The organism is Serratia sp. SCBI (assembly GCF_000747565.1).
GTDB classification, from domain to species: Bacteria; Pseudomonadota; Gammaproteobacteria; order Enterobacterales; family Enterobacteriaceae; genus Serratia; species Serratia ureilytica.
This window is the reverse complement of the sequence record NZ_CP003424.1, coordinates 4926384-4947334: the sequence shown is the minus strand read 5'-3', so window position 1 is coordinate 4947334 and position 20951 is coordinate 4926384. Positions and strand designations below refer to the sequence as shown.

Genomic DNA, 20951 nt, shown 5'->3' with positions numbered 1-20951 from the left:
CTATCTTCCCAACCACGGCAGTGGGTTAACCGCCTGTCCCTGACGACGGATTTCGAAATAGAGCGACGGCGTTCCCTGGCCGCCGCTGGTGCCGACCAGAGCGATCGGCTGGCCGGCGCGCACCTGCGCCCCGACGTTGACCAACGCGCTTTGGTTATAGCCGTACACGCTCATGTCGCCTTTACCGTGTTCGACCACCACCATCAGGCCATAGCCTTGCAGCCAGTCGGCCAGCAGCACGCGGCCATCGGCGACGGCTTTCACTTCACTGCCTTCGCGGGCTTCGATCACCATGCCTTTCCAGCGTAGCTCGCCCTGCTGCTGCTCGCCAAAGCCGTGCAGCGTGCGGCCGCGCACCGGCCACATCAGCTGGCCGGCCGGACGGCCGAGGCCGCCGGTTCGCGCCATCAGCGAGCGATCGGCTTCGCTAGGTTTGTAGGTGGTGCCGGTTTTCTTCGCCTGCTGTTCCTTGATGCGCACCTGTTCGCGCACCTTGGCCGCTTCGCGCGCTTCGCGTTCGGCGCGCGCGCGGGCTTCGCGCTCCGCCCGGGCGATCTTGTCGCGCATGCGGGCTTCGTTTTGGCGCAGTTCCACCAGGCGTTGTTGGTCTTTTTCCAGTGAGGCTTCCAGCGCGGTCAGCGTTTTCTTGCGGGCGCCGCGCGCCTGCTCCAGCTTCTGCTGCTGCGTTTGTTGTTCGCTCAGTAAGGATTTTTGCTGGCCCTGTTTGGCCACCAGCGTGGTTTTTTGCTTCGCCAGCTCGGCGCGGGTCTGTTTCAGCTCTTCGATGGTTTTCTGGCGCGCTTCGTTCAGATAACCGAAATAGGCCAGAATACGTTCGCTGCGCTGGCTTTCTTCACCGCTGAGGATCAGCTGCACGGCGCTGTGCTGCCCTTGCCGGAAGGCGGCGTCAAGCTGTTTGGCGAGGAGGTTTTGCTGGGTCGATTGCTGCTTTTGCAACTTGGCGATCGAGGCGTTCAGGCCGGAAATGTCCTTGCCCAACTGGGTGAGCGTGCCCTGGGTGTCGCGCAACTGGCGGCTGGCCTGGGCGATGGTTTTTTCCTGCTGCCGCAGCTGATCCTGCAGCGAGCTGCGCTGCTGTTGCTGCTGCTTCACCGCTTTTTCTTTCTCGGCGATGCTCTGCTGAATGTCTTTCAGCTGGGATTTATTGTCTTCCGCCGCCTGGCCGGCGAGCGGCAACAGCAATACGCCAGCGCAAAATACGCTGGCGCACATGGCGGTGAACGTCCTTGGCGCGGTGCGTTCAGGCAGCGGCCGGCTGCCTGCGTTTGCGCTTCGGGTTACCCTTGATAGTGCAAAAAACGCCTTCTCCCTCATGGAGAAGGATTATTCCACGATGAACAGCGGCTTACCAGTCATCTCTTGCGGGATTTCCATTCCCATCAGCGTTAACAGGGTTGGCGCGATGTCCGAAAGCTTGCCGCCTTCGACCGCCTGCGCCGGTTTGCCGACGTAAATCAGCGGCACCGGCAGGCTGGTGTGGGCGGTATGCGCCTGGCCGGTGGCCGGATCGCGCATCTGCTCGGCGTTGCCGTGATCGGCGGTGATCAGCAACTGACCGTCGACGTCGCGCACCGCGTCAACCACTTGGGCGATGCAGGCGTCCAGCGTTTCCACCGCTTTGACCGCCGCTTCATACACGCCGGTATGCCCCACCATGTCGCCGTTCGGGTAGTTGCAGATAATGGCGTCGTATTTGCCGCTGCGGATGGCGGTCAACAGTTTGTCGGTCAGTTCGGCGGCGCTCATCTCAGGCTGCAGATCGTAGGTGGCGACCTTCGGCGAATTGACCAGCACGCGGTCTTCCCCTTTGAACGGTGCTTCCACGCCGCCGTTATAGAAGAAGGTGACGTGGGCGTATTTTTCGGTTTCCGAGATGCGCAGCTGGGTTTTGTCGTGCTTCATCAGCCATTCGCCGAAGGTGTTGGCCAGCGACGCCGGCGGATAGGCGCAGGCGGTGTCGATGTCGGCGGCGTATTCGGTCAGCATCACGAAATCGCCGAACTGCACCTGTTTGGCGCGTGGGAAACCGTCGAAATCCGCGTTCACGAAGGCGCGGGTGATCTGGCGCGCGCGGTCAGCGCGGAAGTTCATGAAGATCAACGCATCGCCGTCCTGCATCGCGGCATCGGCCTCGCCGGCGGCGCGAATGACGGTCGGTTTGACGAACTCGTCGTTTTCACCGCGCTGGTAGGCGGCCTGCAAACCGGCTACCGCATCGTCGGCCACGTAGTCGCCTTTGGCCGCGGTCAGCAGGTCATAGGCCAGCTGCACGCGATCCCAACGGTTGTCGCGATCCATGGCGTAGTAGCGCCCAATGAGTGAAGCGATGCGCCCGACGCCCAGCGTGGCGAAGGCCTCGCGGCAGCGCTGCAGCGGGGCTTCGGCGCTGCGCGGCGGCGTGTCGCGTCCGTCGAGGAAGGCATGCAGATAGACGGCTTTGGCGCCGCGTCGGGCGGCCAGTTTAATCATGGCCAGGATGTGCTCGTCATGGCTGTGCACGCCGCCCGGCGACAGCAGGCCCATGATATGCACCGCTTTGCCGGCCGCCACGGCCTTATCGACGGCGGCGGTCAGGACCGGATTGGCGAAGAAGTCGCCGTCGGCGATCGCTTTGTCCAGCCGGGTCAGATCCTGGTATACGATGCGCCCGGCGCCCAGGTTGACGTGGCCGACTTCGGAGTTGCCCATTTGGCCGTCGGGCAGGCCGACATCCAGCCCTGAAGCGGCGATCAGCGTATGCGGCTGCTCCCGCCACAGGCGATCCATCACCGGGGTGCCGGCGTTCAGGATCGCGTTGTCCTGCCGCTCTTCACGGTGGCCGTAGCCGTCCAGGATCACCAGTACCATCGGTTTTTTGTTGCTCGACATTGCATTGACCTCTTATGAACTTTTTAAGCTGCGAATAGCCATGCGCCCGCCGGAAGCATGGCTGTTCGCCCTCGAAAAACCGGCTGATTTTACACCGCCACCGGCGATAAATAGCCCAAAGAGATCAAGGTTGCGGCGAATCGCGCGGGCTTTTATGCTCTGACCTCGGGAATTTCTCAGCGCAGCCCGCAGTTTCTACAATCGCGCTTGCTTATTGGCTGTATTTGCCGCACTCGGCAGGTATACTCTGGAACCTTGACTTATTTATCCCTTAACTGACGGGAGTTGTTACACCCCATGCTGCAAGAAATTATGCCATTCGTAAGCAGACACCCTATTCTGAGCCTGGCTTGGATCGCTCTGCTGGTCGCCGTGATCGTCATGACCTTCAAAAGCCGTTTCTCCAAGGTCAAAGAGATCGCTCGCGGTGAAGCTATCCGCCTGATCAACAAAGAAGATGCCGTGGTGGTTGACACCCGCAGCCGCGACGATTTTCGCCGTGGTCACCTGGCCAGCGCCATCAACCTGACCGCCAGCGAAATCAAAAGCGGCAGCCTGGGCGAGCTGGAAAAACACAAAGCGCAGCCGATCATCGTCGTGTGCGCCAACGGCACCGCCTCCCGCGAACCGGCAGAGAACCTGAGCAAGGCCGGTTTTGAAAAGGTGACGATGCTGAAAGACGGCATCGCCGGCTGGAGCGGAGAAAACCTGCCGCTGGTGCGCGGCAAGTAATCGTTAAACCTATTTGAGGTGGCAATCCATGGCTAACATTGATATCTACACCAAAGCGACTTGCCCGTTCTGCCATCGCGCCAAGGCGCTGTTGAACAGCAAGGGCGCGGCGTTTAACGAGATCGCCATCGACGGCGATAGCGCCAAGCGCGAAGTGATGATCGAGCGCAGCGGGCGCACCACCGTGCCGCAGATTTTCATCGACGGCCGGCATATCGGCGGCTGTGATGATTTATATGAACTCGATGCTCGCGGCGGCCTGGATCCGCTGCTTTAAGCAGCTTGCCGGTTCACCGAGTGTCAATAAGGACGTTTAACCAAGGGTATTACTCACATGTCAGAACAAAACAGCACTGAAATGGCTTTCCAGATCCAACGTATTTATACCAAGGACATCTCCTTCGAAGCGCCGAACGCGCCGCAGGTTTTCCAGCAGGAATGGCAGCCGGAAGTTAAACTTGATCTGGATACCGCGTCCAGCCAACTGGCTGACGAAGTGTATGAAGTGGTACTGCGCGTAACCGTGACGGCGACCCTGGGCGAAGAGACGGCGTTCCTGTGCGAAGTGCAACAGGCGGGCATCTTCTCGGTAGCAGGCATCGAAGGCACGCAGCTGGCGCATTGCCTGGGCGCATACTGCCCGAACATCTTGTTCCCGTATGCGCGCGAGTGCATCACCAGCCTGGTTTCCCGCGGCACATTCCCGCAGCTGAACCTGGCACCGGTCAACTTTGACGCGCTGTTCATGAACTATCTGCAGCAGCAGGCGGAAGGCGAAGGTGCCGCACCACATCAGGATGCCTGATGAACACCGTCAATGCTTCAATGACTGTCATCGGTGCCGGCTCGTACGGCACCGCATTGGCCATCACGCTGGCGCGTAACGGCCACACCGTGGTGTTGTGGGGGCATAACCCCGCGCAAATTCAAACGTTGCAGCGCGATCGCTGCAATCAGGCATTTCTGCCCGACGTTCCTTTCCCCGATACCCTGCTGCTTGAAGCCGATTTGGCGCGTGCGCTGGCTGCCAGCCGCGACGTGCTGGTGGTGGTGCCGAGCCATGTGTTCGGCGACGTGTTGCGCCAGCTGAAGCCGCATCTGCGCCCTGACGCCCGCATCGTGTGGGCCACCAAGGGGCTGGAGGCTGAAACCGGCCGGTTGCTGCAGGACGTGGCGCGTGAGGCGTTGGGCGAGGCGATCCCGCTGGCGGTGCTCTCCGGGCCGACGTTCGCCAAAGAGCTGGCCGCCGGCCTGCCGACGGCGATTGCGCTGGCGGCGACCGATGCGCAGTTCGCCGACGATCTGCAACAGCTGCTGCACTGCGGCAAGAGCTTCCGCGTCTACAGCAATCCCGACTTCATTGGCGTTCAGCTTGGCGGCGCGGTGAAGAACGTGATCGCCATCGGCGCCGGCATGTCCGACGGCATCGGTTTCGGCGCCAACGCCCGCACCGCGTTGATTACGCGCGGGCTGGCGGAAATGAGCCGTCTGGGTTCTGCGCTGGGCGCCGACCCTTCGACGTTCATGGGCATGGCGGGGCTGGGGGATCTGGTGCTAACCTGCACGGACAACCAGTCGCGCAACCGCCGCTTCGGCATTATGCTGGGGCAGGGCAAAGGCGTGCAGGAAGCGCAGGACAGCATCGGTCAGGTGGTCGAGGGCTATCGCAATACCAAAGAGGTGTTGGCGTTGGCGCAGCGGCACGGCGTGGAAATGCCGATCACCGAACAGATCTATCAGGTGCTTTACTGCCACAAGGACGCCCGCGAAGCGGCGCTGAGCCTGCTGGGGCGAGCCCGAAAGGACGAAAAACCCAGCGCGTGACATAAAACGATATGTCGGGGCAGCGGAATGCTGACCCCGCAAATGACCTGGGCCGCTCCGCGCCACCGTGTGAAGCGGCCCGTTTGGCAAGGCAAAGGGGTATGTGATGTCGTCAGAAGAGTTGGAACAGGTCTGGAACAGCATTAAATCAGAAGCGCGAGCACTGGCTGATTGTGAACCGATGCTGGCCAGCTTTTTCCATGCGACGTTGCTCAAGCATGAGAACCTAGGCAGCGCGCTCAGCTATATGTTGGCCAACAAGCTGGCGACGCCGATCATGCCCGCCATCGCGGTGCGCGAGGTGGTGGAAGAGGCCTACAAGTCCGACAATCAGATGATCGTTTCGGCGGCGCGCGATATTCTCGCGGTGCGGCTGCGCGACCCGGCGGTCGATAAATACTCCACGCCGCTGCTTTACCTGAAAGGGTTCCACGCGCTGCAGGCTTACCGCATCGGCCACTGGCTGTGGCAGCAAGGGCGGCAAGCGCTGGCGATCTACCTGCAAAATCAAATTTCCGTCGCCTTCGGCGTAGACATCCACCCGGCGGCGACCATCGGCTGCGGCATCATGCTCGACCACGCCACCGGCATCGTGATTGGTGAAACGGCGGTGGTGGAAAACAACGTTTCTATTCTGCAGTCGGTCACCCTGGGCGGTACCGGTAAAACCAGCGGCGACCGTCACCCGAAAATTCGCGAAGGGGTGATGATTGGCGCCGGCGCCAAAATTCTCGGCAATATCGAAGTGGGCAAGGGCGCCAAGATTGGCGCGGGCTCGGTGGTCTTGCAGGCGGTGCCGCCGCATACCACCGCCGCCGGCGTACCGGCGCGCATCGTCGGGCGCCCGGAGAGCGATACGCCGTCGATGGATATGGATCAATACTTCAACGGCACCAACCACGGATTCGAGTACGGCGACGGCATCTAAGCCGTGCCTGCGGGTCCATTCAGGGGGAGCTTCGGCTCCCCCTGTGTTTTTCAAGCGGCGGTCAGCCCTGTTTCGGGAACTGGGTGATATCGGTAACGATATCGTCGATCGCCGCCTTTACGTCATCCGCCGTGACCGGCGTGCTGTCGTTGTTGACGGTTTTACCGTAGGCCTTGCGCACCACTTCCATCACCGTTTTACCGGTATCCTGGTCGATCAACTCGCCTTCGATATACAGCGCGGTATTTTGCGTCCGGTGCCCGGTAGCCGCCATGGTGCTGGCAACCACCGCAGCAACCGGCACCACCTCATAGAACTTCATGTCTTCGTTTTCGGCCGAAACGGCGGTGATGGCGAGTTTGGCCACCAGCACGCGCGAGCCCGCCGGGCTTGGCAGAATGGTAAAGCGGTTCTGCAGCGCGGTTTTGATCCGCTGGGTCGCATAGGCCTTAATCTTGTTCAACGTGTCCTGGCTGACGCGCGCCGTGGGTTTCTCCGCCGGGAAATAGACCACCGGTTGGAAATAGATGCCGCGATAGTTGGATTCCTTGTAGCTCGGATCTACCCAGCGCAGCGTTTTATGACCGCTTGGCGAGGTGGTTTCCTGCAGTTTGCTGTAATCGGACAAGAAGCCCGAATATTGCGACGTTTGGGTGACTTTGGACGAACAGCCCGCCAGCAACAGGCCTGCTGCCAGAACGGCCATGGCAACGCTCAAGCGTTGTTTTTTCATGTGGTTTCCTATGATGAGTGGTGATTACCCTTACAAAACATAGCGCATTATCTGCGGCGTAGCGGGCATTTTCGGGGCCGGGCGTGCCCTGTCGCGGCCTTTTTTCAGGATCGTGATGCGCCGCCGGTTTTTGTCGCCAGCGCCGGTGATAAGGCGGCGAGTGAGGCATCCGCTCTGGCCAGCGTCAGGCGTAGCTCAGCTTGCCACTGTGGCAACAATGGCCAGAGATCCGCCTGATGTTCGGCTTGCAGGCACCAAACCTCCCGGTCGTGCCAATCACCGAGGGCATTTTGCGCCGCTTTCAGGCTCGCCATCGCGGCGGGAGAAAGGGGAAGGCGTTGCGGGTAGGCTTCGGCCGCGTAACGCAGGCGTTTAACCAGCAGCCGCAGACGGTGGCGATCGTAGCCGGTATCAGCCAACGCCCGGCGTAATTGCCGCTGCTGGCGCTGCAGGCGTCGGTTTACACGGTGTTTGGCGGCGCGTTGCGCGGTGCGGCGAAAGCGGTGCGGCCAGGCGTGCAATAGCGAAGGGAAGCTGATGAGCTGCGGGTTGGCGAGCAGTTGGCGGCAGCGGGCCTGAAAATCGTTCTGGCGCACGTTGGCCTGCCAATCCAGGTGATGGTGCGCCAGTTCGGCGATCAGCACCTCGAGATCGCGCAGCGGCGTCGTGAGCCTGCCCAACTGGGCGGCGGCCCGATCGAGCCGCGTTGCGCCGGGGCAACCGTGCAACGGGCGCAGCAGGCTGCGGATACGGCGCAGACTGACGCGCAAATCGTGCAGCGCTTCGCTGTCCGGCGCCTGTTGCAGCCGCTGTAGCGCCTCGTTCAGCGCCGACTCGAGCCGGCGAAGCGGGGTGACAATATCCTCGACGAAAGCCATGTGCCGTTCCTGGAGAGAGCATCGCAACGATGCCTCCTTCAGTATGGCGCGTCGTTGCGGATTACGCCTTGATCAGCGCGCCGGCATAGTCCATTTGCCGCCAGGCTTCATAAACCACCACCGCGACGGCATTCGACAGGTTCATGCTGCGGCTTTGCGCCTGCATCGGGATGCGGATTTTTTGCTGCGCGGGCAGCGCATCGAGGATGTCGGCGGGCAACCCGCGCGTTTCCGGGCCGAACAGCAGGTAGTCGCCAGCCTGATAGCTGACGGCGCTGTGCGCCGGCGTGCCTTTGGTCGTGAGAGCAAACAGCCGTTGCGGATCCTCGGCGGCGAGAAAAGCGGCGTAGTCGGCATGACGGTGGACGCGGGTGAACTCATGGTAATCCAGCCCGGCGCGGCGCAGACGCTTGTCGTCCCACGGAAAACCCAGCGGTTCTATCAGATGCAGATTAAAGCCGGTATTGGCGCACAGGCGGATGATATTGCCGGTATTGGGTGGAATCTCGGGTTCAAATAAAACGATGTTCAGCATGTTGCAGGCCCCTCGTGAACGAGGGGCGCAGGATAGCAAACTCTTACTGTTCTGTCTTAGACGATAGGCGTTGATGATGCAGCGGCAGCCACAGCACCAGCCGCAGACCGCCAAGCGGGCTGTCTTCGGCCTTCACCCAGCCGCGATGCTGATTGACCGCCGCCTCGACGATCGCCAGACCAAGGCCGGTGCCGCCGGACTCACGGTCGCGCGCCTCATCGGTGCGGTAGAACGGGCGGAAAATCTGCTCGCGATCTTCGGCGCTGACGCCGGGGCCGTCGTCGTCAACCTGGATGGTCACGCCCTGATTGTCGGCGCTGAACGCCACGGCGATGCGGGTGTGCGAATAACGCAGGGCGTTGCGCACGATGTTTTCCAACGCGCTGTCCAGCGCGCTCGCGTTGCCGAACAGCGTCCACGGACCGGGCGGCGCAGCGATCTCCAACTGCTTGCCCATCTGTTCCGCTTCGAAACGGGCGTTGTCCAGCACGTCGGCCCACAGTTCGTTGGCCTTCAGCTGCTCGCGCGCCAGCTCGCCCTTCTGCTGCCCGCGCGACAGCGCCAGCAGATCGTTGATCATCGAATCCAGCCGCTGCGCTTCGGTTTCGATGCGCGCCAGTTCGTGGCCTTCGCCGTGGCGGCGGCGCATCAGCGCGGTGGCCAACTGCAGGCGAGTCAGCGGCGTGCGCAGCTCGTGCGAGATGTCCGAGATCAGCCGCTGCTGCGCGTTCATCATGCGCTCCAGCGCGCTGACCATTTGGTTGAAGCTGGCGCCGGTAGCCAGGAACTCCTGCGGACCGGCCTCCAGCTCCGGATGCTGCTTCAGGTTGCCGCGCGCCACGTCATCGGCGGCGTTCTTCAGCTTGCGCGCCGGCTTCGCCAGGCTCCAGGCCAGCCACAGCAGCAGCGGGGCGCTGATCAGCATGGTGACGATCAGCAGCAGCAGCGGCCGGTCGAACATCAGGTTGATGAAATCGGATTGCGGGCTGTTGGCGGGACGGATCAGGTACAGCTGGTAGTTGTCTTCGCCATCGCGCACCGCGAACGGCCCGACCAGCTCGACGCGGCCGTATTTTTTCTTCTTCGGATGATCCGAGTTATCGGATTGGCCGATGAAGTTGCGGACGATCTGCATTTCGTTGCGCTGCGCGCCGATCACCCGGCCTTCGCTGGTGACCAGCAGCAGGCGTTGGCCCGGCGGCGCCCATTTGTCGATGGCGCGGAACAGGCGGCGCCACCACATCAGATCGTTGGCCGGATCGTTTTGCAGCTCGGCCTCGACGTGCTGTTCCAGCATCAACCCCTGCCGCTGCTCGCTGTCGAGCAGCGAGGTCATTTGGCGGGAGTCGAGCTTGGGCACCATCAGCACCAGCATTAGCACCAGGGCTAACGTGAACCAGAAAATGGCGAAGATGCGTGCCGTCAAACTGTTGATCATGTTGCAGATACCATCAAATAACCACGCCCGCGCAGGGTTTTGAACCACGGATGCCCGTCTTTGCGATCCGGCAGCTTACGCCGCAGGTTGGAGATGTGCATGTCGATAGCGCGATCGAACGGAGTCAGGCGTTTGCCCAGCACTTCCTGGCTCAGCAGTTCGCGCGACACCACCTGGCCGAGATGCTGCGCCAGCAGATACAGCAGGGTGAACTCGGTGCCGGTCAGATCCAGCACCTGGCCGTCGAAGCTGGCCTCCTGGCGGCCGGGGTTCAGCTGCAGGCCATCGACATCCAGCGTCGGGGCGCCGCTGTCGACCTGTTGCTGCTGTTCGCTCCAGTTGGAACGGCGCAGAATGGCGCGAATGCGCGCGACCAGCTCGCGATCGTTGAAGGGTTTCGGCAGGTAATCATCGGCGCCCAGCTCCAGGCCCAGCACGCGGTCCAGCTCGCTGCCGCGCGCGGTCAGCATGATGACCGGCGTTTGGTGATGTTGGCGCAGTTCTTTCAGCGTATCGATGCCGTTTTTCTTCGGCATCATGATGTCGAGCAGCAGCAGATCGACGGAGCTGTCCAGCAGCGACAACGCCTGCTCGCCATCGTGCGCGACGACGATATTAAAACCTTCCATTTCAAGCAGTTCTTTTAACAGCGAGGTCAACTCGCGGTCGTCGTCAACTAACAGAATCTTGTTCATTATGATTTACCTCCAGACGCAAAATACGTCATCAACTGTTGCCATTCCATGACTTTACGTAGTTTTACATGCACTGACGCAGGTTTTCAGGTGTGGCGGTACACTGCTCCTCGTTGATTCGCAAAATGAGAAAGCTTGAGGAGTTGAAATGCGTAAGGTGACCGCATTAGTTATGGCATCACTGCTGGCAATTGGTTCGACCGCTGCCTTCGCTGCCGACACTATACCGGACACAGCCCAACCTCCCGGCAACGACGCGATGACCCGAATACCCGGCCAGCACCATATGTTCGACGGTGTCAGCCTCAACGAACAGCAGCGCCAGCAAATGCGCGATTTGATGCGCCAGGCCCGGCACGATCTGCCTGGTGTCAATGTAGCTGAAATGGAAGCCATGCATAAACTGGTGACCGCAGAGAAATTTGACGAAGCCGCCGTGTACGCCCAGGCGGAAAAGATGGCCCAACAGCAGGTCAAGCGCCAGGTCGAAATGGCCCGGGTGCGCAACCAAATGTATAACCTGCTGACGCCAGAGCAAAAAAGTGTTTTAGACCAGAAACATCAGCAGCGCATGCAGCAGATGGAGCAACAAATTTCTGGTTTGCAGCAAGCTTCTGCCCAGAAGTGAAGTACGACTGAGTAGTCCCCTGTTTTTCCTTGCCATAGACACCATCCCTGTCTTCCCCGCCATGATGGCGGGGTTTTTTTTATCCGACATTTCGCTATATTGAGCGCCACACCTTTTGGCCGGGGCCCCTTATGGAACAGCGCTATGCACGCCTGGTAAAGTCCGCCGCGTTGGCCGCAACTGCGCTGGCGTCGTCGCTGCTGTTGATTAAAATCGTCGCCTGGTACCACACCGGTTCGGTCAGCCTGTTGGCGGCGCTGGTGGATTCGTTGGTCGATATCGCCGCCTCGCTGACCAACCTTCTGGTGGTGCGCTATTCGCTGCAGCCGGCCGATGCCGAGCACACCTTCGGCCACGGCAAAGCGGAATCGCTGGCGGCGCTGGCGCAAAGCATGTTTATTTCCGGCTCCGCCCTGTTTTTGTTCCTCACCGGCTTCCAGCATCTGTATGCGCCGCAAACGCTGCGCGATCCCGGCATCGGGGTCGTGGTGACGGTGATCGCGTTGGTCAGCACGCTGATTCTGGTCACCTATCAACGCTGGGTGGTCAGAAAAACGCGCAGTCAGGCCGTACGCGCAGATATGCTGCATTATCAGTCAGATGTCATGATGAATGGTGCTATTCTTATCGCTCTTGGGCTAAGCTGGTACGGCTTCCAACGGGCGGATGCGTTGTTCGCGCTGGGCATCGGCGTTTACATCCTCTATAGCGCGTTGCGCATGGGCTATGAAGCGGTGCAGTCGCTGTTGGATCGGGCGTTGCCGGATGACGAGCGCCAGGCGATTATCGCCGTGGTTTCCTCCTGGCCCGGCGTGAAAGGCGCACACGATCTGCGCACGCGTCAGTCGGGGCCGACGCGTTTCATCCAGCTGCATCTGGAGATGGAAGACACGCTGCCGCTGCGCGAGGCGCACCGGTTGGCCGATCAGGTGGAACAAGCCCTGCGGCAACGTTTTGCGGGGGCGGACGTCATCATTCACCTGGATCCGTGCTCCGTGGTGCCGCCGGGTAGGCAGGGGCATTGGGAGCTATAATCATATAGAGGCATAGCGCAACGTATTATCATGAATATCTGAGTTAGCTCAGCGTGCCATGCGGTGTTTTAACCGTTATATTGCGTGACTTGAATCAATTCAGCTGGGTGTTTTTGATATAATATCCAGCAATAAGCCGTAAAGCTGGTTTTCTGCAGCCGGAGAGGTTTCAAGACGATCGGCGGAGACAGAATTCTTAAGAAATTGCATCTACACAGTTCAGAGGTAGTCATGATCAAGAAAATCGGTGTACTGACGAGCGGCGGTGATTCGCCGGGTATGAACGCTGCAATCCGCGGCGTTGTGCGTTCTGCGCTTTCAGAAGGTCTGGAAGTTTTTGGTATTTACGATGGCTACCTTGGCTTGTACGAAGATCGCATGGAGCAGCTGGACCGCTATAGCGTGTCCGACATGATCAATCGCGGCGGCACCTTCCTCGGCTCTGCCCGCTTCCCGGAATTCAGGGATGAAAACGTGCGTGCCAAGGCGATTGAAAACCTGAAGAATCGCGGTATCGACGCGCTGGTGGTGATCGGCGGCGACGGGTCCTACATGGGCGCCAAACGCCTGACGGAAGAAGGCTTCCCGTGCATCGGCCTGCCGGGCACCATCGATAACGATGTCGCCGGTACCGACTACACCATCGGTTACTTCACCGCGCTGGAAACCGTGGTGGAAGCGATCGACCGCCTGCGCGATACCTCCTCGTCGCACCAGCGCATCTCTATCGTGGAAGTGATGGGCCGTTACTGCGGCGATCTGACGCTGGCGGCGGCGATTGCCGGCGGCTGCGAATTCATCGTGCTGCCTGAAATCGAATTCAATCGCGAAGATCTGGTGTGCGAAATCAAGGCCGGTATCGCCAAGGGCAAAAAGCACGCCATCGTAGCGATCACCGAGCACATCTGCGATATCGATGAGCTGGCGCGCCACATCGAGCAGGAAACCAAGCGTGAAACCCGCGCTACCGTGCTGGGCCACATTCAACGCGGCGGTTCACCGGTCGCCTATGACCGCATCCTGGCCTCGCGCATGGGCGCCTACGCCATCGAACTGCTGCTGCAGGGTTACGGCGGCCGCTGCGTCGGTATCCAGAACGAAAAGATGGTGCATCACGACATCATCGACGCGATCGAAAACATGAAGCGTCCGTTCAAGGGCGACTGGCTGGAAACGGCGAAAAAGCTGTACTGATTCGCCGCTCACCGCGCGCTGAAAGCCTCCGCTTGCGGGGGCTTTTTTATGCCCGGCGGCGACATATTCCAGAATCATCTATCCCAAACTTTTTTATTCTTTAATTGCCGGGAAAGTTTCTGGCAGGCTCTGATGCTAAATCAACCGATTGAGGTTGCGTTAATTTTCTGGGAGAGCCTGTCGATGCGTAAATGGGGTGTAGGTCTGACATTGGTGCTGTTGGCGTCCGGCGCCATGGCGAAGGATATTCAGTTGCTGAACGTGTCATACGATCCGACGCGTGAGTTCTATCAGGCTTACAACACGGCATTCAGCAAGCACTATCAGGCGGAAACCGGCGACAAGGTGACGGTGCGTCAGTCGCACGGCGGCTCCGGCAAACAGGCGACCTCGGTGATCAACGGCATCGAGGCCGACGTGGTGACGCTGGCGTTGGCCTATGACGTCGACGCCATCGCCGAACGCGGGCGCATTGAGAAAGACTGGATAAAACGCCTGCCGGACAACTCGGCGCCTTACACGTCGACCATCGTCTTCCTGGTGCGCAAAGGCAACCCGAAACAAATTCATGACTGGCCTGACTTGATCAAGCCGGGCGTGTCGGTGATCACCCCGAATCCGAAAACCTCCGGCGGCGCCCGCTGGAACTACCTCGCCGCCTGGGGCTACGCGTTGCATCACAACAACAACGATAAGGCCAAGGCGCAGGCGTTCGTCAAAGACCTGTACAAGAACGTAGAAGTGCTGGATTCCGGCGCGCGCGGTTCGACCAACACTTTCGTTGAGCGCGGTATCGGCGACGTGCTGATCGCCTGGGAAAACGAAGCGCTGCTGGCGGAGAAAGAGCTGGGCAAAGATAAGTTCGAGATCATCACCCCGAGCGAATCGATTCTGGCCGAACCGACGGTGTCGGTGGTGGATAAGGTGGTCGATAAACGCGGCACCCGCGACGTGGCGACCGCCTACCTGAAGTATCTGTATTCGCCGGAAGGGCAGAGTATCGCGGCGCAGCACTATTATCGCCCGCGCGATGCGGCGGTGGCGGCCAAGTTCGCCGGCCAGTTCCCGCAGCTGAAGCTGTTCACCGTGGATGACACCTTCGGCGGTTGGACCGAAGCGCAGAAGGTGCATTTCGCCACCGGCGGCGTCTTCGACGAGATAAGCAAACGCTGATCCCGTTCGAGCGGCAATAAAAAACCCCGGCAAGCCGGGGTTTTTTTATGACAAGCCTAAGACAATCAGGCTTTTTTCGCTGCGGCAGCGGCCTTGACGATCACGGCGAAAGCGTCGGCTTTCAGCGAGGCGCCGCCCACCAGCGCGCCGTCGATATCCGGCTGGGAGAACAGCTCTGCGGCGTTCTTGTCGTTCACCGAACCGCCGTACTGAATGATGATTTCAGCGGCGACCGCGGCATCGTGTTTGGCGATGTGATCGCGGATAAATTTGTGCACGGCCTGCGCTTGCGCAGGGGTGGCGGATTTGCCGGTACCGATGGCCCAGACCGGCTCATAGGCGATCACGGTGCCTTTCATCGCCGGTGCGCCCAGCGTTTTCAGTACGGCGTCGATCTGGCGCGCGCACACTTCTTCGGTTTTGCCCGCTGCGTTTTCCGCTTCGGTTTCACCGATGCACAGCACCGGGATCAGACCGGCTTCTTTCAGCACGGCGAATTTCTCGGCGATCACTTCGTCGCTTTCTTTGTGGTAGGTGCGACGCTCGGAGTGGCCGATGATGATGTACTGAGCGCCGACGTCTTTCAGCATGTTGGCGGAAACTTCACCGGTGAAGGCGCCGGACAGGTTAACGTCCACGTTCTGCGCGCCCAGCGCGATGCGGCTGCCGGCCAGCGCGTGCTTGGCCTGATCCAGATACATCACCGGCGGGGCGATGGCGACGCCACAGCCGTCAACGCTGCTCAGCTCACTGCGCAGACCGGCGATCAGTTCGTTGACCATGTGGGTGCTGCCGTTAAGCTTCCAGTTACCCATAACTAATGGATGACGCATGTTTTTTCCTCCAACTAGGGAACGCGAGAGTCGAAATGACAACTGCCGGACCGGCAGTTTACCTGCCCAACAGTATAGAGATCATTAAGCGCGAAGGCTTTGCTTTTCGTCATTAAATGCCGCGTCGTTACGGCTCGGAAAGCGCCAGCTTAATCGGTTCAACCGCGAAGGTGACCCCTTTATCGCCGTTGTCCGAGACGACATAGCGAATGGCGCCGACCTGCTGTTGGTAAAAACGCGATCCTTTGCCTTTTTCCAGCAGGCTATTCACCTTGTTCTGACTCTGTTCCACCGTCAGCGCCGGTTCGAACTGACGCATCAGCGCCGCCATATAGTTGATGGCGATGGTGCGCGCGGCTTTTTCTTCATTGGCCTGCTGCAGCGGCAGATGTGTGATCTGCAACGTTTTGATTTTACCGGTACCTTTCTCCAGTGCGGTGGAGGCGTACAGGTTTTCGTTGAGTTTACTGGCGGCGCGCGTCAGCAGCGGCGAATCGTCTTCGGCGGCGGGAATGGCGCGGAATTCGCCAATCGGCAGCTTCGGGTTATCGCGGTTGTACTTTTCACGGAATTTAATCACCGTCAGGTCGAACGTCGGCGCGCCGGCCAGCAGGTAAGGCGCGGTCGGTTTCGCTTCGGCGGCGGGCGGTTCGGCCCAGGCGCTGGCGGCGGCCTGCAGCAGGCAGGCGATGGCGAGGGTTTTTCTCAGCATGGCGTATGGCATCAAGGACAAAGATGGCTCCGATTAAAGCGATAACCCGCAGGCCTTGTCAAAGATCCCACGCCATTATCGGTTCGCTGACGAGAAAGCTGTGCGGCGCGCCGCGTTATGCGAGGCGGAAAACTCGGCCCGGCAGCGCCTATGTTACACTGCGGCGCAGAATATGGGCAGGCTTAGAGCGCAGGAATCGATGACGTTACAACAGTGGTGTTTTTCTTTTAAGGGCCGCATCGGGCGGCGCGACTTCTGGATCTGGATGGGGCTGTGGCTGGTGCTGATGGCGGCGGCGTTTACGCTGGCCAACTATCAGCTGATCGCCATCCAATCCATCGCTTTCTTTATCGTGGCGCTGCTGTGGCCGACGGCGGCGGTGTTGGTCAAGCGCCTGCACGATCGCAACAAGGCCGGCTGGTGGGCGCTGCTGCTGATCCTGGCGTGGATGCTGGCGGCGGGGAACTGGCAGATGCTGGCGCCGATCTGGCAATGGGGCGTCGGGCGTTTCATTCCGACGCTGATTATCGTGATGATGATGATCGATTTGGGTGCCTTCGTCGGCACGCCGGGAGACAATCGGTTCGGCCCGGAAGCCGAACTGGTGAAGTTCCGCTGATCCCCGCCGGGTTACCAGTAGTGTTCGCTGGTGATATGGCCCGGCTTGCGGCGCAGGTGCTTGCGCATCTGGCGTTGGTCTTTCAGCGTTTGCTGCGTATCTCGCACCATTTGCGGGTTGCCGCACAGCATCACGTGGCTGGTTTCGGCGTCGATGGTCAAGCCGATCGCCGCTTCCAGTCGGCCGTCCTCGATCAGCGCCGGCACGCGGCCGGTCAGTGAGCCGGGCGTCTCTTCACGGCTGACGACGGTCTGGATGCGCAGCTTGCCGTTGTAGCGTTGCTGCAGTTGCTGCATCAGCGGCAGGTAGCTCAGGTCGCGCGCAAAACGCGCGGCGTGCACCAGCACCAGGTTGTTAAAGCGCTCAAGGCCGGCGCCTTGCTGCAGAATCGATAAATAGGGGCCGATGGCGGTGCCGGTCGCCAGCATCCACAGCGTGTCGCAGTCGGGCACCTCGTCCAGCACGAAGAAGCCGGCGGCTTCTTTGGTCACCATCAGGTCCGATCCCGGCTGCAGCTGATTGAGACGCGGGCTCAGTTTACCTTCCGGCACCGTGACCAGATAGAACTCCAGGTTGGCGTCATCGGGGGCATTGACGTAGGAGTAGGCGCGCTGCACCCGTTCACCTTCGATCTCCAGCGCCAGCTTGGCGAATTGCCCGGCGGTGAAAGGATCGATGGGGGCATTGACTACCAGGCTGAACAGCCCGTCGGTCCATTGTTTTACCTGCGTAACCTTGCCGTTTACCCATTCAGCCATACTCTAAAGCTCCCGTGGTCGAATCAAATAAGCACAATGTCGTGAGCCGGAAATGGCGTGCGCGGTGCGCTCTACCCGGTAGTCGTTGCCGAACAGGCGGTGAAACAGCTGCAGCTCGGAATTGCACAGGCTGCTGCAGTTGGAACCGGCCACGCCGATCGGACAGTGGTTTTCCACCAGCAGCGCACCGTGCGGATGATCGAGCAATTCGGCCATGTAACCGTCGTGTTGCCGCAGGCGAACCAGGCGGGTTAGCCGATCCTGATGGCTGCGCTCGGCGGACAGCTCTTCGGCATAGCGCAGATAAAGCTGCTCTTCGCGCGCGATGAGCAACGGTTCCACGCCGGCGCCGCCAAACAGCTGCAGCGCGGATTCCCGCAGTCGCTCCTGATCGTCGGCCGTGTAGGCGTGCCCCCGCTCGGTCAGCGACCAGTAGCGCGTCGGGCGGCCGACCTTGCTGCGCGCTTCTTCGTAACAAACCAGCTCACGTTTTTCCAGGGATTGCAGATGTTGTCGGATGCCCATCGGCGTGATGTCCAGACGCTCCGCCAGCATTTTGGCGGAGTGCGGGCCGAGAGCCTTTAACTGCAATAAAATCAGCTCAGGTGTTTTCATGAACCAAATCCCTATGGTGTTATTTTATTTCAAGTTGATGAAAATAATTATCGATTAAATGCTAAAGCGCAGCTACTGCAAACGCGCTAATTTTTACCCCCAAAGCGTTAGACGTACAGTTTAATTTACGAGCCTGGTCGGGTTTGCTGCCAGTGTGACCTGGATCAATATTTGTCTGAAACTCGCTAAAAAAATCAGATTTGATTAGCTTATGCCGCCATAGAGGGCTGCTCGCCGTTCTGGCTGCTGCAACGGCCATACCGGGACGCTGTGACGAGTTGAAACGTTAACGAAGATAATGAGAAAACTAGAGAACTTTCACCTGCTGGTGATGCTTATCCTGTTGGTCGCCGTCGGTCAGATGGCGCAAACCATTTATGTTCCCGTTATTGCTGACATCGCTCACGATCTGTCGGTGCGCACCGGCGCCGTGCAGCGGGTGATGGCGGCGTATTTGCTGACCTACGGTTTCTCCCAGCTGATTTACGGGCCGATATCGGATCGTATCGGGCGTCGTCCGGTGATCCTGACCGGCATGATGATCTTCCTGGTGGGGGCGCTGGGCGCGCTGCTGTCCACCAACCTGACGATGCTGGTCGCCGCCAGCGCCATCCAGGGCATGGGCACCGGCGTGGCGGGCGTGATGGCGCGCACCATGCCGCGCGATCTGTATGCCGGCACCGCGCTGCGCTATGCCAACAGCCTGCTGAATATGGGGATTTTGGTCAGCCCGCTGTTGGCGCCGGTGATCGGCGGCGCGCTGGCGATGGTGTTCGGCTGGCGAGCCTGTTACGCCTTCCTGCTGGCGTTGTGCGCCTGCGTCGCCTTCGCGATGTTCCGCTGGCTGCCGGAGACCCGTCCGGTCCAGACAGAAAAACGCCGCATGCTGGCCAGTTTCCGCCAGCTGCTTAGCGACAGCACCTTCAGTTGCTATCTGGTGATGCTGATCGGCGCGCTGGCGGGGATTGCGGTATTTGAAGCCAGCTGCGGCGTGTTGATGGGCGGTGTGTTGGGGCTGAGCGGCCTGACCGTCAGCATCCTGTTCATTCTGCCGATCCCGGCGGCGTTTTTCGGCGCCTGGTACGCCGGGCGCGACGGCAAGACCTTCCATACGCTGATGTGGCATTCGGTGCTGAGCTGTCTGCTGGCGGGAGCGATGATGTGGATCCCGGGCTGGTTCGGCGTAATGAACATCTGGACGCTGATCGTGCCGGCTGCATTGTTCTTCTTCGGCGCCGGCATGCTGTTCCCGCTGGCGACCACCGGGGCGATGGAGCCGTTCCCTTACCTGGCCGGCGCGGCGGGCGCGTTGGTGGGCGGCATGCAGAACATGGGCTCCGGTCTGGCGACCTGGCTTTCCGCCATGCTGCCGCAAACCGGGCAGTTCAGCCTCGGCTTGCTGATGTTCGCGATGGCGGTGCTGATCCTGCTGTGCTGGTGGCCGCTGTCCAACCGGATGCAGCATCAGGGACACACCGCATAACGACAGGGCGCCATTCGGCGCCCTCATACCGTTGACAAAGGGGAGAAAAAGCGTGGTTTTTCCCCCTTTGCGGGGATCAGCCGAAAATCAATGAATTGATTTTCCTTGTTTTCTATTCGCTGCTCTCTGCCAACCCGGCAAGGGCATGAGGTTTGTCATCAATCATCAGGGCGCCCTTCGGCGCCCTGTTTCGTTACAGCAGAAACTCGTGCAGCGCCGGGTCTTTGCGATCCAGATAGTGGGTTGAACGGATACGGCGAAGGGTGCGCGACTTGCCGCGGATCAGTAACGTTTCGGTCGTGGCCATGTTGCCCTTGCGGCTGATGCCCTCCAGCAAATCGCCCTTGGTGATGCCGGTGGCGGAGAAGATGACGTTGTCGTTGCGCGCCATCTGGTCCAGGCGCAAGACCTGACCGGCCTCGATGCCCATCTCACGGCAGCGTGCCAGCTCCTGCTCGCCGAGGCGGCGGTTCTCGGGGCTGTCGCCTTTCACTTCATGGCGCGCCAGCAAACGCGCCTGCATGTCGCCGTCCAGCGCGCGGATCACCGCGGCGGAGATCACCCCTTCCGGCGCGCCGCCGATGCCGTACATCACATCGACTTCGCTTTCCGGCATGCAGGTGAGAATGGAGGCCGCCACGTCGCCGTCAGGAATGGCGAACACCCGCACGCCCAACTGCTGCATCTGCGCGATGACGCCGTCGTGGCGCGGTTTGGCCAACACGATGACCGTCAGCTGTGACAAGGGTTTGTCCAGCCGCGCGGCGACGTTCTGCAGGTTCTCCGCCAGCGGCAGATTGAGATCGATGGCGCCGCGCGCCGCCGGGCCGACCACCAGCTTCTCCATGTACATGTCCGGCGCGTGCAGGAAGGTGCCGCGATCGCCCACCGCCAAGACCGCCAGCGCGTTGGACTGGCCCATGGCGGTCATGCGGGTGCCTTCGATTGGATCGACCGCGATGTCGACCGCGTCGCCCTGGCCGCTGCCGACCTGCTCGCCGATATACAGCATCGGCGCTTCGTCGATCTCGCCTTCGCCAATCACGATGCGGCCATCGATATCCACCTTGTTGAGCATGATGCGCATGGCGTGGACCGCCGCGCCGTCGGCGGCGTTCTTGTCGCCGCGTCCCAGCCATTTGTAGCCCGCCAGCGCGGCGGCTTCGGTAACGCGGGAAAATTCGATGGCTAATTCACGTTTCATGGCAAACCTGTCTGTGAGAAAGGGAAGAAAATATCGGCAAAGTCTA

The 20951-nt window shown here is 60.5% G+C and carries 23 protein-coding genes; 11 read left to right on the top strand and 12 right to left on the bottom strand.

All coding sequences use genetic code 11. From position 1 onward, the window contains the following. Positions 1–1335, bottom strand: coding sequence for a murein hydrolase activator EnvC (envC, locus tag SERRSCBI_RS23010; RefSeq protein WP_028128084.1), 1335 nt, complete (start codon positions 1333–1335; stop codon positions 1–3). A 9-nt stretch (positions 1336–1344) separates the two neighbouring features. Next, positions 1345–2889: a 2,3-bisphosphoglycerate-independent phosphoglycerate mutase gene (gene gpmM / locus SERRSCBI_RS23005; RefSeq protein WP_033645200.1), complete on the bottom strand. Its 1545-nt coding sequence runs from the start codon at positions 2887–2889 to the stop codon at positions 1345–1347. 297 nt (positions 2890–3186) lie between these two features. On the opposite strand from gpmM, the gene SERRSCBI_RS23000 reads away from it, so the two are divergent. From SERRSCBI_RS23000 to cysE, 5 genes are all read left to right on the top strand, one after another. Continuing rightward, a complete protein-coding gene (locus SERRSCBI_RS23000) occupies positions 3187–3621 on the top strand; it encodes a rhodanese-like domain-containing protein (RefSeq protein WP_033645201.1) in 435 nt (144 codons plus the stop codon). A 28-nt stretch (positions 3622–3649) separates the two neighbouring features. After that, a complete protein-coding gene (gene grxC, locus SERRSCBI_RS22995; RefSeq protein WP_019452217.1) occupies positions 3650–3898 on the top strand; it encodes a glutaredoxin 3 in 249 nt (82 codons plus the stop codon). A 57-nt stretch (positions 3899–3955) separates the two neighbouring features. Then, complete coding sequence (secB, locus tag SERRSCBI_RS22990) at positions 3956–4426, top strand: protein-export chaperone SecB (RefSeq protein ID WP_004931139.1); 471 nt, start codon at positions 3956–3958, stop codon at positions 4424–4426. Continuing rightward, positions 4426–5445 (top strand): NAD(P)H-dependent glycerol-3-phosphate dehydrogenase, encoded by a 1020-nt coding sequence (gene gpsA / locus SERRSCBI_RS22985; protein WP_033645202.1) that lies wholly within the window; start codon positions 4426–4428, stop codon positions 5443–5445. Before secB ends, gpsA begins: the two co-directional genes overlap by 1 nt. 106 nt (positions 5446–5551) lie before the next feature. Continuing rightward, a complete protein-coding gene (cysE, locus tag SERRSCBI_RS22980; RefSeq protein ID WP_025304676.1) occupies positions 5552–6373 on the top strand; it encodes a serine O-acetyltransferase in 822 nt (273 codons plus the stop codon). A 61-nt stretch (positions 6374–6434) separates the two neighbouring features. Here cysE and SERRSCBI_RS22975 read toward each other — a convergent pair whose 3' ends face one another. The 5 genes from SERRSCBI_RS22975 to cpxR form a co-directional block, all read right to left on the bottom strand. After that, positions 6435–7106, bottom strand: coding sequence for a DUF3313 domain-containing protein (locus tag SERRSCBI_RS22975; RefSeq protein WP_033645203.1), 672 nt, complete (start codon positions 7104–7106; stop codon positions 6435–6437). 104 nt (positions 7107–7210) lie between these two features. After that, positions 7211–7984: a CHAD domain-containing protein gene (locus tag SERRSCBI_RS22970; protein WP_042785575.1), complete on the bottom strand. Its 774-nt coding sequence runs from the start codon at positions 7982–7984 to the stop codon at positions 7211–7213. A gap of 61 nt (positions 7985–8045) precedes the next feature. Further along, a complete protein-coding gene (trmL, locus tag SERRSCBI_RS22965) occupies positions 8046–8519 on the bottom strand; it encodes a tRNA (uridine(34)/cytosine(34)/5-carboxymethylaminomethyluridine(34)-2'-O)-methyltransferase TrmL (RefSeq protein ID WP_042785574.1) in 474 nt (157 codons plus the stop codon). Positions 8520–8562: 43 nt separating this feature from the next. Beyond that, positions 8563–9957, bottom strand: a complete 1395-nt coding sequence (gene cpxA / locus SERRSCBI_RS22960; protein ID WP_015379421.1) for an envelope stress sensor histidine kinase CpxA — start codon at positions 9955–9957, stop codon at positions 8563–8565. After that, the gene (gene cpxR / locus SERRSCBI_RS22955; RefSeq protein WP_004931124.1) at positions 9954–10652 is read right to left on the bottom strand and encodes an envelope stress response regulator transcription factor CpxR; all 699 of its coding nucleotides are present in this window, start codon (positions 10650–10652) and stop codon (positions 9954–9956) included. Before cpxR ends, cpxA begins: the two co-directional genes overlap by 4 nt. Positions 10653–10800: 148 nt before the next feature. On the opposite strand from cpxR, the gene cpxP reads away from it, so the two are divergent. From cpxP to SERRSCBI_RS22935, 4 genes are all read left to right on the top strand, one after another. Next, the gene (cpxP, locus tag SERRSCBI_RS22950; RefSeq protein ID WP_042785573.1) at positions 10801–11280 is read left to right on the top strand and encodes a cell-envelope stress modulator CpxP; all 480 of its coding nucleotides are present in this window, start codon (positions 10801–10803) and stop codon (positions 11278–11280) included. A gap of 131 nt (positions 11281–11411) precedes the next feature. Continuing rightward, positions 11412–12314, top strand: coding sequence for a CDF family cation-efflux transporter FieF (gene fieF / locus SERRSCBI_RS22945; RefSeq protein ID WP_042785571.1), 903 nt, complete (start codon positions 11412–11414; stop codon positions 12312–12314). Between the two features lie 231 nt (positions 12315–12545). Next, complete coding sequence (pfkA, locus tag SERRSCBI_RS22940; protein ID WP_004931116.1) at positions 12546–13508, top strand: 6-phosphofructokinase; 963 nt, start codon at positions 12546–12548, stop codon at positions 13506–13508. 183 nt (positions 13509–13691) lie between these two features. Continuing rightward, on the top strand, positions 13692–14681 hold the full coding sequence (locus SERRSCBI_RS22935) for a sulfate ABC transporter substrate-binding protein (protein ID WP_042785570.1): 990 nt from the start codon (positions 13692–13694) through the stop codon (positions 14679–14681). Positions 14682–14746: 65 nt separating this feature from the next. On the opposite strand, the gene tpiA is transcribed toward SERRSCBI_RS22935, so the two are convergent. Further along, the gene (tpiA, locus tag SERRSCBI_RS22930) at positions 14747–15514 is read right to left on the bottom strand and encodes a triose-phosphate isomerase (RefSeq protein WP_033652212.1); all 768 of its coding nucleotides are present in this window, start codon (positions 15512–15514) and stop codon (positions 14747–14749) included. Positions 15515–15641: 127 nt separating this feature from the next. Continuing rightward, complete coding sequence (locus SERRSCBI_RS22925; protein WP_033652211.1) at positions 15642–16226, bottom strand: DUF1454 family protein; 585 nt, start codon at positions 16224–16226, stop codon at positions 15642–15644. Positions 16227–16425: 199 nt separating this feature from the next. Between SERRSCBI_RS22925 and SERRSCBI_RS22920 the strand changes: the two genes are divergently transcribed. Further along, a complete protein-coding gene (locus tag SERRSCBI_RS22920; RefSeq protein WP_042785569.1) occupies positions 16426–16845 on the top strand; it encodes a DUF805 domain-containing protein in 420 nt (139 codons plus the stop codon). 11 nt (positions 16846–16856) lie between these two features. Here SERRSCBI_RS22920 and fpr read toward each other — a convergent pair whose 3' ends face one another. After that, positions 16857–17603 (bottom strand): ferredoxin--NADP(+) reductase, encoded by a 747-nt coding sequence (gene fpr / locus SERRSCBI_RS22915; protein ID WP_042785568.1) that lies wholly within the window; start codon positions 17601–17603, stop codon positions 16857–16859. Between the two features lie 3 nt (positions 17604–17606). After that, positions 17607–18218 carry a metalloregulator ArsR/SmtB family transcription factor gene (locus SERRSCBI_RS22910; RefSeq protein ID WP_033631328.1) on the bottom strand — a complete coding sequence of 204 codons (612 nt, stop codon included), beginning with the start codon at positions 18216–18218 and terminating at the stop codon, positions 17607–17609. A gap of 298 nt (positions 18219–18516) precedes the next feature. Here SERRSCBI_RS22910 and emrD point away from each other — a divergent pair, with 298 nt between their 5' ends. Beyond that, positions 18517–19701, top strand: a complete 1185-nt coding sequence (emrD, locus tag SERRSCBI_RS22905; protein WP_042785565.1) for a multidrug efflux MFS transporter EmrD — start codon at positions 18517–18519, stop codon at positions 19699–19701. 193 nt (positions 19702–19894) lie between these two features. Here emrD and glpX read toward each other — a convergent pair whose 3' ends face one another. Then, positions 19895–20905 (bottom strand): class II fructose-bisphosphatase, encoded by a 1011-nt coding sequence (gene glpX / locus SERRSCBI_RS22900; protein WP_042785564.1) that lies wholly within the window; start codon positions 20903–20905, stop codon positions 19895–19897. Positions 20906–20951 lie beyond the last annotated feature (46 nt).